The sequence below is a fragment of the Chryseobacterium sp. CY350 genome, assembly GCF_027945075.1.
GTDB lineage: Bacteria > Bacteroidota > Bacteroidia > Flavobacteriales > Weeksellaceae > Chryseobacterium.
This window is the reverse complement of record NZ_CP116034.1, coordinates 1,866,564-1,879,522: the sequence shown is the minus strand read 5'-3', so window position 1 is coordinate 1,879,522 and position 12,959 is coordinate 1,866,564. Positions and strand designations below refer to the sequence as shown.

Here is a 12,959-nt window from a genome sequence, read left to right as displayed (position 1 = left end):
GATTTATCGTTCATTATTTTTTTATAAACAATCATATTTTGCAAAATACATATTTTACTTCGGAAGAGCTTGAGCTGAAAAACAGAGCATTTCTTTTGGGAGATGCTGTGAAAGTTTCATTTTTTGTAAGAAATTCTAAACTGATCATGGATGAAGAATGCTACTTCTTCCTGATGGCTTCGATGAGAAAAATGAGGATGAATATTCCGTTGACCTATACTTTGGAGTTTTTTCAGAATCTTTTTAATGAAAAAGTAATTATTGATCAAGAAGTCAAAAGCGGAATTGTCAATTTTCTAGTGTATAGAAATTCTGACGGGGCGACTTTATCTAAATCTACCATCTCATATTTCTTTGAAGTTGATGACATGGTAGATGTTCTGGCAATTCATGATAGACATTTGGAACTCGATTTAATTAAAGAAATCAATGTCAATAATAATCTTTTGAGCAATATTAGAGTTCACTGTCCGGAAAATATCTACGCAGGAATTTATGCTCAGGAAAATGATCTTGATGATGTTATTCTCTTAAATCCAAATAAGAGAATTGCACGTTCTACTTCGGGAAATCTTCTCTTTTTGGATGGAGACATCATTAAAGTTCCCAAGCATTCCGAAGGAGCATATATTTCTCCGCTGCTGGAAAATTTTGTAACATTCTTGCACAAAAATAATCTTGCAGATATTCAGGAGCATGAGATTATCGCTTTCGAATCTCAAAAAGCCGAAGAAATATTGATGATATCAGACGAAAAAGGTATTTTTTCTATTAATAAAATTAGAAATAAAACATTTGAAAATGTCCGCTTTGCCGAATTGGTAGAAGGTTGGAAAAATAGTTTTAGTTTTTCCATCTAAATTGACAAACCCGGTAAACAACAGTGACGTCCTTTACCGGGTTTTATTCTGATACAATCAGAAAAGTGTATTTTGTATTTATTTCTCGGTAATAATTTCCGTAAATTTTTGTGCAACTTCTTTTTGTCCTGCCTCGCTGCTTAAATATTGGCGATCATCTTTGTTGTTAAGAAAACCAAGTTCTACCAACACGGCAGGAGCTTTAGACTCTCTTAAAATATGCAGATCTTTTTCCTGGATATTACAGTCTCCCAATTTTTTTGAGATTTTCCCGGCTAATGCTTTCGAAGCGTCAGAGTTTTGTGTAAATATTTCGTGGCCTTTTCTTTTAGATTCTTTCTCAGCGCTTCTGTTCATGTGAAGCGAAATAACCATTTCAGGATTAAGTTTATTAATCATATCAGTTCTTTCATTCAGAGAAGAAGAATTGTCAGAATCTCTAGTCAATACGATTTCATAATGATCTTGAGAATTACTAATTTTTTTGATATTTGAAGCAACTGCCAACACAATTTGTTTTTCAGAAATACCATCGTAACTTGCACCTAAGTCATTTCCGCCATGTCCGGCATCGATGATGATTATTTTTTTGTCAACCGGTTTAAAAGATAAAAATGCAATTGCGAAAAGGGGAGAAATAAGTAGTTTTTTTACATTCATAGCTTTTGTTTTTGTTTTTCCAAAGAACGTGAAAAGTATGTTAAAAATTATACAACAAATACTTAAAGTTTGTTAAATGTAAATCGCTTCTTTGTGAAGTAATGATTAGTTGAGAGAAATATCTTCTGGCGCATTTGCCCACAGAAGGTATTCACCGCCAAGATTTTGCATAATAGATTTCCATAAAGTCTGATCATTTGGCAATGTGTAATCTAGATTGTAAACATCTACAACAGTCCACATTTTACGGCTGATCTCATTATCGAGCTGAAGCGCGCCCCATCCGGAATATCCAGAGAATATCTTTACGTCATCTATACTTATTTCTTTGCTCAGAACAGCATTTATTACAGTTTCGATATCTTCGGTTACATAAAACTCAGGATTAATTTCTGTAAATGTCTGTGAAACTTTTTTTCCTTTAATAATAAAAAATACTTTTTCGTTTTCTACAGGTCCGCCGTCGTAAACTTCGATTGCAAAGTCAAAGAAATTTTTGAATCTGCTACTCATCTTAGAATTTTTCTTATTTAGGATTAGACCAAAAGCTCCATTCTCATCATGTTCTATAATAAGGACGACTGATCTGGAAAAAATATCTCCGGAAATATCAGGCGTGGAAATTAATATTTTACCTTTGTATGAGTAATTCATACTCAAATTTAATAAAAATTATTTATGGAAAACCTTCATGATAAGAGAAAAATATACGAAAAATCTCAACTTATTGAAAGTGAGATTAAAGAGAATCCTATAGAGCAATTCAGAGACTGGTTTTTGGATGCTTCGTCTAATCCCACCGTTTCTGAAGCAAATGCAATGGCGATTTCTACTGTAGAAAATGACGGCTGCCCCAGAACGAGAATGGTTTTGCTAAAAGAATACACTTACGAAGGTTTTATTTTTTATACCAATTACGACAGCAGAAAGGGTAAAGCAATTGAAAAAACGCACAAAGCCTGTCTTCATTTTTTTTGGCCAGGATTAGAAAGACAAATTATCATTAAGGCAAACTTAGAAAAAATACCAGAAAATCTAAGTGATGGATATTTTCATTCCAGACCGAAAGGAAGTCAACTCGGAGCTGCAGTTTCTCCACAAAGCGAGGTGATACCCAACAGACAGTTCTTGGAAGTTAAGTTAAAAGAATTAGAAGAAAAATTTGAAAATTCTGAAGTTCCGAGACCGGAAAACTGGGGCGGTTACATCGCAAAACCTTATGAGATAGAATTTTGGCAGGGAAGACCAAATAGATTACATGACAGAATTATCTACTCTTTGAAAGATTTTGATTGGGAAATTGCCAGACTGGCGCCGTGATCTTCATTCTTTTTAATGAGTTTAAAGATAATTTCTGACTTTAATGCAATAAAAAAACCTCACCGAAAGATGAGGTTGCATTTTTATAATCAGAAAAGATTATTTCTTCTTTACACCAGAAACAGCAGTTGCCAAGTCAGCACCAGCTTTGAATTTAGCAACTTTTTTAGCAGCAATCTTGATTGGCTTTTTAGTCGCAGGATTAATTCCCTGTCTTGCAGCTCTTTCAGATACAGAGAAAGTTCCGAATCCTACTAAAGATACCTTTCCGTCTTTTTCTTTCAAAGTTGTTGAAACATTAGAAATGAAAGATTCTAGAGCTGCCTTAGCTGCAACTTTAGTGATTCCTGCATCTTTCGCGATTGCGTCGATTAATTCAGACTTGTTCATAATTTTTATATTAAAAGTTAGTTAGTAATTGTAGCAAATATAAAACAATTTTCAAATTGTGCAAATTTTTTCTAAAAAGTTGTGATTATTTTTTGTTTTCGCCTAAAAACAATCAACATTTCACAATTTATAGTTTTACGTAAAATGTACGTTTCGAGAAACTAAAATCGTGCCAACTGCTTATGTTTATTGACTTTCCAAAAATTAGTATAATAATTTTTATTATTATTAAATCCTAAATTTGATATTTAGTTTTTATGTATTTTATACTTTTCTTAGACAATATGCAATTGAATATAAAATATATTGCTGTGTTATAAATTAATTGTCTGTTTTTCTGACTCTTCTATTATTTTGTAATGTATTATTTTATTAAATATTATTAATAAATTTGCATTATGTTAATAGAAGTATTTAAATCTAAAATTCATAGGGTAAGAGTTACCGCTTCTGACCTTAATTATATAGGAAGTATAACGATTGATGAAGAGCTTATCGAAGCAGCAGGTCTTGTTGTAGGAGAGAGAGTCTATATCGTAAATGTAAACAACGGTGAGCGCTTTGACACGTACGTTATCAAAGGTAAAAGAAAATCAGGAGAAGTATGTCTGAATGGTCCGGCTGCGAGAAAAGTACAGAGAGATGATATCATTATTATCATCGCTTATGCACAGATGACACCCGAAGAGGCCAGAGATTTTCAGCCGAAAATTGTTTTCCCGGATGAGAAAACTAATCTTCTTACCTAATTCATGGAAAAAAAATCGACCAATCCTTTAAAGTCTATTCTTACCATTGTTGTTTCGCTTGCATTTGCAGGATTTTTCCTGTGGCTTGCTCTCAGAGGTTTTGATTTTGATGTAGTACAAAAGTCTTTAGCAAAGGCAAATTATATGTGGGTTTTGTTTGCTGCTGTTTTTGGTGTTTTGGCATATTGGTTCAGAGCAGTTCGCTGGAATCTATTGCTGGAACCAATGGGACATAGGATTTCTACTTCTAATGCATTCTGGACAATCTCTTTCGGATATTTAATGAATTTAACGATTCCAAGAAGTGGAGAAGTTGCTCGTGCAACGGCTTTATATGGCGTAGAGAAAGTTCCTGTAGACAAATCTTTTGGTACGATTATTCTGGAAAGAGTGGTAGATCTGGTCTGTATGATGGGATTCTTAGGATTAACATTGATTTTTAAATACGATGCTATTCTTTCATTTTATGAAAACTCAGATATTAAAGTCAACCCAAATAAAGTCTTATTGATTATTGCCATCCTAATTTTCGGGGCGGTTTTATTTTTTGTTTTTAAAAATAAACTTTCCAAAGTTCCGGTATTGGGCAAAATAATCGAATTTATTGACGGAATTCTTCAAGGCTTAATGTCGATATTTAAATTAAAACAAAAAGTAAAATTTATACTCTACACATTAGGAATCTGGATCTGCTATTACATGGCAGCTTACCTCGTTTGTTTTGCCTTACCCGAAACTTCAAATTTTACAATCGCCGACGGATTTTTCATCATCGTAGTTGGTACTTTAGGAATGATCGTCCCGGCAAGCGGCGGAATCGGAGCTTTTAATCTTGCAATGAAATATGGTTTTATGGCTCTGTTTATCTCTATGGGGAAAAGTGCAGAATTCGGTGGTGAAATGGGTTTAACGTATTCATTCATTTCCCTTCCTTTACAAATTGTAATTATGCTGACAACAGGACTGCTTTCAATTCCGATGTTGGCAAAAGCCAGAAATAAACTTGCTGAAGAGACAGAACTAAAATCTGTTTAAACTTAAAAATTGTACTTAAATAATAGTGCCTGATCATTTTGATCGGGCTTTTTTAATATTTTTTTAAGCTGATTATTTGGAAATTTAGCAAATCAAAACTATCTTAGGCATAAAGTAAAATACTATGGCAATTAACTTACAGAAAGGGCAGCGAATTGATATCGGACTTACAAAAATGACGATCGGTCTTGGTTGGGATCCCAATGAAGGAACGGGTTACGATTTTGATCTTGATGCGTCTGCAATTATGATTGATGCTCAGAGAAAATTAGTAAGTGAAGATTATTTCGTCTTTTATAACAATCTGAATTCTCCTGACGGAGCGTTAACTCACACCGGCGACGATCCCAGTGGAAAAAACAGCGACGGTGATGATGATGAAGCAATTATGATTGACCTTGATAAAGTTGATGCGAGAGTTGAAGAAATTCTTTTTGTGGTAACGATTGAAGATTTTGAACGAAGAAGGCAGAATTTTGGGCAGGTAAGAAATTCGTATATCAGAATTGTCGATCAGAATAACAATCAGGAGATCGCAAAATATGAACTCGATGAAGATTTCTCCATAGAAACAGGAATTGAATTCGGGAGATTGTACAAGAAAAACGGCAGTTGGAAATTTGAAGCTTCCGGCATCGGTTATCGTGCTGATTTGGGTTTCTTTTTAGAGAAATATTATAAGGGAGAAATTATTAAATAAAAGAAAAAGCTGTTTCAGATAAACCTGAAACAGCTTTTTAATTTTTAACTTCCGCCGCCGGCTCTGCTTGATTCCTCAAACTTCACCTGTTTGGTTGCTCCTTTTACATCGTTGTTTCCGAATTTGTACGTCACGGAGAGATACACGTTTCTAGTAATTCCTTTGTAATAATATTCTACGTTATAATTTGGATAATACTCTGTTCCTTTTGAGCGGTTAGTATTTAATAGATCATTCACATATAGATTGATCATTAAATTTTTCTGCATCAGATTTAGTTTAACACCTGAATACGCTGAGAAATTTCCATAAAAATATGTGTTTCCGCTTCTGTTGGGAATGTTGCTCCATAACCCAAGCATTAATGTGAAGGTTTTTTCTTTGTTTAAAAAGAAATTGTTATCGAGATTGAAGTTGGCTCCATAACCTGCAGGAGCGGCAACTGCTTGTGGATCGTAAGATTTTGATTTGGCATAAAAACCGTTGACAAAAATATTAGATTCCAGCCATTTTAATTTATTGTAATTGTACGAAATATTGATTCCCGCCTGATCTTCATTATAAAAATTCTTGACGATGCTGTATTTTTCGAGTCCGTCAACAATCTGGATTCTATCTGAATTGTCTTTGTTGTAATTGTAATACGCAGTAATGTTGAAATTATTTTTTAAGACATATCCAAATTCCAGATTGTCTGAAAATGTTGGCAATAAATAAGGATTTCCTGTGCTGTATTCAAATTCTGAAATAATATATTTAAAAGGATTCAGATTTCCAAAGTACGGTCTGCTGATTCGTCTGGAATAATTTACCGAAAATGTATTGTTGTCGTTTGCTTTATAGCTTAGATAAGCAGTTGGGAAAAATTTACCGTATTTAATATTTGTTGTAATATTGTCGTTTACGGAAATTCCTTCCAGATTGGTGTATTCATATCTCAATCCCGCTTTTGCATCCCATTTCTCACTGATTTTAAAACTTGTGGAAGCATAAGCAGCATAGTTTTGCTCGTTATAGAAAAAGTCATTACTTCGAGCGGTATTTCTAATGTTTTGCCCGTTTTCAATATCAAAAAAATTAAAATAAGAATCATTTTTAATACTGGTAAATTTTACTCCGGATTCTGTTTTTATTTTTGAGAAATTCTTTTCGAGATCTGCCTGGCCCGAATAAATTTTATATTGACTTATAGGATTTACGAATGATGACGTGGTAATATCAGTAATGGTATTGTAAAGATTTTTAGCATTGGCATCGTTCAGCATCAAGTTTGCTGAGAGGCTCAGTTTGCTTCCCAAAGTATCTAATTTTACATCATAAAAAGCCGTTGCATTATGTACTTTTCTAATATTCCTGTTATCAGAATCCGAGTAAAAATCCTGCTGGATATTATTATTCTGTCTTTGCGTCAAATTTTTTGCCTGCTCTATCGGATTGCTGTATGAATAATTGTAATTGACTCCGACAAGATTTTTATCGTTTATTTTGTATTCACCTTTTAAATTTCCACCTTTATAACGGTAATTATTTGAGCTTTTGCTGTCGGTATTCCAATAATCGCTATTTCCTTTTCCTTTTAGATAATTGTAGGATTTCTGTTCCCAAAAATTGTCGCCCAAGGACAAGTTGGTAGTAATAGAAAGTTTTTTACCCTGATAATTAAAACTGGCTCCACTTCTCGTAGAAACTGCCGGTCTGTTCCAGTAATAACTTCCGGATGTCTGTAGCGAGCCGTTCCAGCCGAGACTCGTGTTTTTCTTTAAAACAATATTTATTAATCCGCTTTTTCCTTCCGCTTCATATTTTGCTGGTGGAGTAGTAATTACCTCGATCTTCGATATATCGTCTGAACGCAAAGTTTTTAGATAATTAATCATTTCCTGACCGGATAGATTAAGCAATCTATCATTCACCATGATGGCAACATTGCTTTTTCCTGCAATAGAAATTGCATCATCTGTGGCACGAACCATCGGAGTTTTGGCTAAAGCTTCCACAGCATCAATACCCTGTGAGGCTACTGAATTTTCGACGTTAAAAACTAATCGATCAACTTTTCTTTCAAAAAGTTTTTTCTTAGCTGTCATCGTTACACCTTCTATTTTCTGTTCGGTGAGTGTTGTTTCTTCTTTTATTTCTATGTTTTTAAAAAGATCACCTTTTATGGTAATATTTTCTGTGTTAGTTGTAATTCCGTCTTTAATGATTTGGATAACATATTTACCGTCTTCTTTAAGCTGAATTTTGAATTTTCCTTTTTCGTCTGTAATCGATGAGAATTTTAAATTTTCTTTAGTTAAAAGAATTTCTGTATCGGCAGATGGCTGATGAGATTTATCGGTAATGGTTCCTTCAATACTTTGTGCAGAAAAAAATGCTGATGAGGCAACCGCAAAAAGAAGAACAATTTTCTTATTCATGTATATTATTTTACTGATAAGACAACTCTTAACACTAAAATATTACAACAGCGTGGGAAATAATTTTTAAATCGTTGATTATTAGTTTGATTATTTACGTTGTCAATGGCAGTTTTGAATTTTTTTGCGGAATACAAGAAATTCAGTGATAGTAATTAGCAGATAAATGATAGAGAAAGTAACAAAAGTTGTAAGAACGTTTTTCGAATGATAATCGAACGAGACATCGATCATAAAATAGATGAGAAATGCTGTTGGTAAACCTAAAAAAGTGAGAAGTGATAAAAAATAATTATTTCTGATCTGCTTAATAAAATTGAGAAAAAAAGGAAGTGAGAATGCAACCATTCCAAAAAAATATAAAATAGAAAACCCCAAATCTACCAGTGTTTCTAAAATATTTAAAAAAGCTTCAAAAAAGTTTGTTTCTGTAGACTCTTTTGAAGCAATGACAAATCTATAGACACAGAAAAGCACAATGCTAATTATGATATGAATTCCCCAGACAATAAAGATTAATTTTTTCACAGGTTTATAATTTTCCTTTCTCCACTGCTCGGATCAGTTTCTCATTTCTTTTTTCGGCTCTTGAGTTCTGCAAAGATAACGCAGCCCATATTGCAGCGGGAATCCAGCCCAGAATGGTGATCTGTAAAATAAAACATATAATTCCGGTGATTATTTTCCCACGAAGGATGAATGAAAGAAAAGGTAAAAGAATGGCAAGTAACATGATGATTAAATTTTTATAAAAGTAATTATTTAGAAATTAAATTAAAGGTAAAACAATCGAATTATGTGTTTTTTTGTTTCATAAAGTTTAGTAATCCAATAATATGCTCCTGAGTATGTGCGTGAAAAATAAACTTAAAATACCAAAGTCCGTCATTCAGGCTATTGTTATTGATTCGCCATTTGATCTCTAAAAGATCTAAAATAATATCGCTCAGATCGTCTATTGCGTCACCGAGCGCGCTTTCCTGCAGACCGTCAATATTTTGAATATCAAGAATTATCTTGTAAAATCCAAAGTCCTTAAAATTACTTTCTACATTTTTCTGAACATTACGAAACTGCTTTTTATTAAAATCAGGATATTTGGCCTTATCGAATGTATAGGTAATATCGAAATAGAGACTGTAGATTTTGATAAGATTTTTTTCCAGCAAAGTTTCCTTATTAGTTTCGCTTAAGCTTGGATAAAGTCCAAACTTAATAATTTCATTGATTGTCGGAATTAAATCTTTCATGTTGGTTGTGAATACTACTTTTTATCTTTTTCTATATAAAGATCAACTAATATTTTCTGATTTGTACACATGAAACGCTTTTTATTTTCACTTTTTTACCAACTTTTTGAAGCAATCCGGTTCTAAGATCTCTTTTGAAAACAGTTACGTTTCCGGTTCTTGAGTTGGTAGTAATCAAAAACTTTCCAGATTCGTCAATAGCGAAAACTCTGGTGTGTTTACCAAAGGTCGGTTGATAACCAATGGTCTTCAGTGTTCCATTATTTTGAATTAAAAATATGGCGATATTATCTTCGATGCCACGGTTTGAAGCATATAAAAAATGACCGTTGGGAGAAATATGAATGTCTGAGCTTTCAAAATTTTCTTTGTACTTTTCAGAATGGGTATTAATTCTTTGAATGCTTTCCAAAGCTCCGTCAGAATATCGAAATGCGCTTACTGTTCCCGATAGTTCTTCAATACAATAGGCAAAATTTCCGTTGGGATGAAATGTAAAATGTCGCGGTCCGCTTCCCATAGTCGTTTTGGTAAACGGGATCTTACAACTTTCCAAAGGCTCATTTTTATGATCATTAAATTTGTAGCATCTTATTTTGTCTGCTCCTAAATCAGGCATGAAGATATATTGAAAATCGGGTGAAAAAACAGTAGAATGAATGTGCGAACGTTCCTGTCTTCCGGGATCGATGCTTCCTTCTGTAAATTGAAAATTCTGAACCATTGGTTGAATTTTACCATCTTCTGAAATCGGATAAACTGAAGCACTACCTTCTGTATAATTTCCGTTGATGAGCCATTTTCCGTTTTGATGAGCGGTAAGATAAACCGGATTTTCACCGCCACTTTTCTGACTGTTAATGAAAGTCAGCGATTTATTTTCAGGATTGAATTCAAAACTGCTAACACTTCCTGCATTTTTGGTTTTGCTTTCGGTGCAGGCAAAAACGTATTTTCCGTTCGGTGATAAAGTCAGATAAGACGGATTCAGAATATTTTTTACAGTCGTAACCTTCGATAATTTCCCTTTGATGGTATCTAATTGATAGACGAAAATTCCTTCTGTATTTTTATCGCGATTAAACGAACCGAAAAAGACATAAGTGTTTTGCGAATATAATTTGATGCAGAAAAAAAATGTGTGAGCGAAGAGAATTTTAATTTTCAAGTTATTGTTTGTTTTTCATAAAATTATAAAAAAAGTCCGTTAAATTTGTATAACGGACTCATTGCATTGATTGTATTTTTAATTACCCAAACGCTCTCTTCAGCAAACTCTCCACTTTCGGCTCGCTTCCTCTGAAATTCTTGTACAATTCCATCGGATCCTTTGTTCCGCCGGAAGAAAGAAGAATTTTATATTTTGCGGCAATTTCAGGATTAAAAATTCCGTTTTCTTTGAAATATTGAAATGCATCGGCATCCAAAACTTCTGCCCATTTGTAAGAATAGTATCCCGCAGAATATCCTCCCTGGAAAATATGTGAGAAACTCGGACTCATCGCCGTTTCAGCGTTTGACGGATATAATTGTGTTGCCTTTGTGTAATAATCTTCAAACTCTTTCACAGATTTATTTTCCAGCTCTCCAACTTTCGTGTGATAATTCATATCCAAAATTCCGAAACCAAGCTGTCTCATAGTTTGGTAACCTTCCATGAAGTTTTTGGATAGAGCAATCTTTTCGATTTTTTCGTCGGGTAAAACTTCACCTGTTTTGTAATGTTTGGCAAAAGTTTTCAGAAATTCAGGTTCGTAGCAGAAATTTTCTAGGAATTGAGAAGGTAATTCCACAAAATCCCATTTCACAGAAGTTCCCGATAAATTCGGATATTGTGTATTGGCCAACATTCCATGAAGCGCATGACCAAACTCGTGGAACAAAGTGGTCACTTCCTGAAAAGTCAATAAACTAGGTGTATCTTTTGTAGGTTTGCTGAAATTACAGACAATGGAAATATGCGGACGAGAATTTTCACCGTCTTTTTTATACTGATTTTTATAACTCGTCATCCACGCTCCGGCTCTTTTGCCTTTTCTTGGGAAATAATCAACGTACAAAAGAGATTTGAAATCGCCATTTTCATTCACTTCATACACTTTTACATCTTCATGATATTTCGGAACGTCATGTTTTTCCACAAAAGTCAATCCGAAAAGTTGCTTTGATAAACCAAAAACGGCTTCCTGAACCTGCTCTAATGGAAAATAAGGTTTCAGTTCTTCATCATTAAGATCATATTTTGCTTTACGTAGTTTTTCTGCATAAAAAGCGTGGTCATAACCTTGCATTTCATCAATTCCGTCTGCTTTTGCTAAAGATTTTAATTCTTCAATTTCTTTTTCCGCGTAAGGTTTTGCCTTCGTTAAAAGCTCATTCAAAAAGTCTAAAACTTTAGTGGGAGATTTTGCCATTCTTTCTTCCAAGACATAATCTGCATAATTTTCGTAACCCAGTAATTCAGCCTTCTGTAGTTTTAAATTTAAAATTTCTTTAATAAGATTCTGATTGTCATATTCGCCACCGTTAAAAGATTTTTTACCGTTTGCCAAAGCCAGTTCTTTTCTCAATTCACGATTTTCAGCATACGTCATAAACGGAATATAGCTTGGATATTGCAAAGTGACAACCCAACCTTCCAGATTTCTTTCTTTAGCTTCTTCTGCGTATTGATCGATGATTGCTTCAGGAATTCCGGCTAAGTCTTCCTTATTGCTTATGTGTTTAAAATAATTATTGGTTGAAGCTAAAACGTTTTGTCCGAATTTTAAAGATTTTATAGACAAATCCATACTGATATTCTTCAATTTTTCTTTGTCTTCTTCATTTAAAAGAGCACCGCTTCTTACAAAACCTTTATAAGTTTCATTTAAAAGCATTTCCTGTTCTTCATTCAGATTGTACTTTTCTCTCTCGTCGTACACTTTTTTAATTCTGTTAAATAGAGCTTCATTTTGAGAGATTTTTGAAGAATATTCAGTTAAAATCGGTGAAACTTCCTGAGCGATTTGTTGCAACTCGTCACTCGTTTCGGCAGAATTTAAATTAAAGAAAATATTGGAAGCTCTGTCTAATTGCTCTCCTGAAAAAGCTAAAGCTTCGATGGTATTTTCAAAAGTTGCATCGTCGGAATTATTGACAATTAAATCAATTTCTTCCTCCGATTTCTGAATTAATTCTTTAAATGCCGGAAGATAATCTTCGTTTTTGATCTGATCAAATGGTGCTGAATGATATGGAGTGCTGAAATTTTCTGTTAAAATATTCATTGATGTATTTTTAATTTTAATTGATTTAATGATTTTCAAGGCTCAAAAATGATTCCTCAACATCAAGTTGTGACAAAAATACTTAATTGTTAATTTTTCTTGTCTTAAGAAAAGATTAAATTTCTTCTTAAAGTGTAATTTTGCTTCAAATGATAAACTCAAATGATATCTCAAAAAAGTAAAAACGTTTAAAATACCGATTCCAGAAAATGGATTAGATTTTCAAGATAGGAGATATTCTAAAATACAGATTTCTGTGACGTCTTCGAAATAGAAAAAAGATTAGTCAAAAAGCTGGTTTCTTAT

14 protein-coding genes are annotated in these 12,959 nt (G+C 33.4%); 5 read left to right on the top strand and 9 right to left on the bottom strand.

What is annotated here, in order from left to right:
- The first annotated feature begins 38 nt into the window (after positions 1–38).
- Positions 39–860, top strand: a complete 822-nt coding sequence (locus PGH12_RS08620; RefSeq protein WP_267599751.1) for an aminotransferase class IV — start codon at positions 39–41, stop codon at positions 858–860.
- A 78-nt stretch (positions 861–938) separates the two neighbouring features.
- Here the strand turns inward: PGH12_RS08620 and PGH12_RS08615 are convergent, their stop codons facing one another.
- Both PGH12_RS08615 and PGH12_RS08610 read right to left on the bottom strand, forming a co-directional pair.
- Positions 939–1,520, bottom strand: a complete 582-nt coding sequence (locus PGH12_RS08615) for an N-acetylmuramoyl-L-alanine amidase family protein (RefSeq protein ID WP_267599752.1) — start codon at positions 1,518–1,520, stop codon at positions 939–941.
- 105 nt (positions 1,521–1,625) lie between these two features.
- Positions 1,626–2,174: a YqgE/AlgH family protein gene (locus PGH12_RS08610; RefSeq protein WP_267599753.1), complete on the bottom strand. Its 549-nt coding sequence runs from the start codon at positions 2,172–2,174 to the stop codon at positions 1,626–1,628.
- 24 nt (positions 2,175–2,198) lie between these two features.
- Between PGH12_RS08610 and pdxH the strand changes: the two genes are divergently transcribed.
- Entirely contained in the window at positions 2,199–2,840 is a 642-nt protein-coding gene (gene pdxH / locus PGH12_RS08605) for a pyridoxamine 5'-phosphate oxidase (RefSeq protein WP_267599754.1), read from the top strand.
- Between the two features lie 99 nt (positions 2,841–2,939).
- On the opposite strand, the gene PGH12_RS08600 is transcribed toward pdxH, so the two are convergent.
- Positions 2,940–3,230, bottom strand: coding sequence for an HU family DNA-binding protein (locus PGH12_RS08600; RefSeq protein ID WP_263003449.1), 291 nt, complete (start codon positions 3,228–3,230; stop codon positions 2,940–2,942).
- Positions 3,231–3,628: 398 nt separating this feature from the next.
- Here PGH12_RS08600 and panD point away from each other — a divergent pair, with 398 nt between their 5' ends.
- The 3 genes from panD (at position 3,629) to PGH12_RS08585 (ending at position 5,714) form a co-directional block, all read left to right on the top strand.
- Positions 3,629–3,979, top strand: a complete 351-nt coding sequence (gene panD, locus PGH12_RS08595) for an aspartate 1-decarboxylase (RefSeq protein ID WP_267599755.1) — start codon at positions 3,629–3,631, stop codon at positions 3,977–3,979.
- Positions 3,980–3,982: 3 nt separating this feature from the next.
- The gene (locus PGH12_RS08590; RefSeq protein WP_267599756.1) at positions 3,983–5,014 is read left to right on the top strand and encodes a lysylphosphatidylglycerol synthase transmembrane domain-containing protein; all 1,032 of its coding nucleotides are present in this window, start codon (positions 3,983–3,985) and stop codon (positions 5,012–5,014) included.
- A 124-nt stretch (positions 5,015–5,138) separates the two neighbouring features.
- On the top strand, positions 5,139–5,714 hold the full coding sequence (locus PGH12_RS08585; RefSeq protein ID WP_267599757.1) for a TerD family protein: 576 nt from the start codon (positions 5,139–5,141) through the stop codon (positions 5,712–5,714).
- A gap of 44 nt (positions 5,715–5,758) precedes the next feature.
- Here the strand turns inward: PGH12_RS08585 and PGH12_RS08580 are convergent, their stop codons facing one another.
- From PGH12_RS08580 to PGH12_RS08555, 6 genes are all read right to left on the bottom strand, one after another.
- Entirely contained in the window at positions 5,759–8,134 is a 2,376-nt protein-coding gene (locus PGH12_RS08580) for an outer membrane beta-barrel family protein (RefSeq protein ID WP_267599758.1), read from the bottom strand.
- Positions 8,135–8,236: 102 nt separating this feature from the next.
- Complete coding sequence (locus PGH12_RS08575; RefSeq protein ID WP_267599759.1) at positions 8,237–8,662, bottom strand: hypothetical protein; 426 nt, start codon at positions 8,660–8,662, stop codon at positions 8,237–8,239.
- Between the two features lie 4 nt (positions 8,663–8,666).
- A complete protein-coding gene (locus tag PGH12_RS08570) occupies positions 8,667–8,867 on the bottom strand; it encodes a YqaE/Pmp3 family membrane protein (protein WP_267599760.1) in 201 nt (66 codons plus the stop codon).
- A 61-nt stretch (positions 8,868–8,928) separates the two neighbouring features.
- Positions 8,929–9,384, bottom strand: coding sequence for a DUF5063 domain-containing protein (locus PGH12_RS08565; protein ID WP_267599761.1), 456 nt, complete (start codon positions 9,382–9,384; stop codon positions 8,929–8,931).
- A gap of 46 nt (positions 9,385–9,430) precedes the next feature.
- Complete coding sequence (locus PGH12_RS08560; protein WP_267599762.1) at positions 9,431–10,552, bottom strand: lactonase family protein; 1,122 nt, start codon at positions 10,550–10,552, stop codon at positions 9,431–9,433.
- A gap of 82 nt (positions 10,553–10,634) precedes the next feature.
- Entirely contained in the window at positions 10,635–12,653 is a 2,019-nt protein-coding gene (locus PGH12_RS08555; protein ID WP_267599763.1) for a M3 family metallopeptidase, read from the bottom strand.
- Positions 12,654–12,959 lie beyond the last annotated feature (306 nt).

Coding starts and splice junctions, on each gene's coding strand:
- PGH12_RS08615 (WP_267599752.1), bottom strand. CDS start 1,520: ATGAATGTAAAAAAACTACTTATTTCTCCCCTTTTCGCAATTGCATTT.
- PGH12_RS08610 (WP_267599753.1), bottom strand. CDS start 2,174: ATGAATTACTCATACAAAGGTAAAATATTAATTTCCACGCCTGATATT.
- pdxH (WP_267599754.1), top strand. CDS start 2,199: ATGGAAAACCTTCATGATAAGAGAAAAATATACGAAAAATCTCAACTT.
- PGH12_RS08600 (WP_263003449.1), bottom strand. CDS start 3,230: ATGAACAAGTCTGAATTAATCGACGCAATCGCGAAAGATGCAGGAATC.
- panD (WP_267599755.1), top strand. CDS start 3,629: ATGTTAATAGAAGTATTTAAATCTAAAATTCATAGGGTAAGAGTTACC.
- PGH12_RS08590 (WP_267599756.1), top strand. CDS start 3,983: ATGGAAAAAAAATCGACCAATCCTTTAAAGTCTATTCTTACCATTGTT.
- PGH12_RS08585 (WP_267599757.1), top strand. CDS start 5,139: ATGGCAATTAACTTACAGAAAGGGCAGCGAATTGATATCGGACTTACA.
- PGH12_RS08580 (WP_267599758.1), bottom strand. CDS start 8,134: ATGAATAAGAAAATTGTTCTTCTTTTTGCGGTTGCCTCATCAGCATTT.
- PGH12_RS08570 (WP_267599760.1), bottom strand. CDS start 8,867: ATGTTACTTGCCATTCTTTTACCTTTTCTTTCATTCATCCTTCGTGGG.
- PGH12_RS08565 (WP_267599761.1), bottom strand. CDS start 9,384: ATGAAAGATTTAATTCCGACAATCAATGAAATTATTAAGTTTGGACTT.
- PGH12_RS08555 (WP_267599763.1), bottom strand. CDS start 12,653: ATGAATATTTTAACAGAAAATTTCAGCACTCCATATCATTCAGCACCA.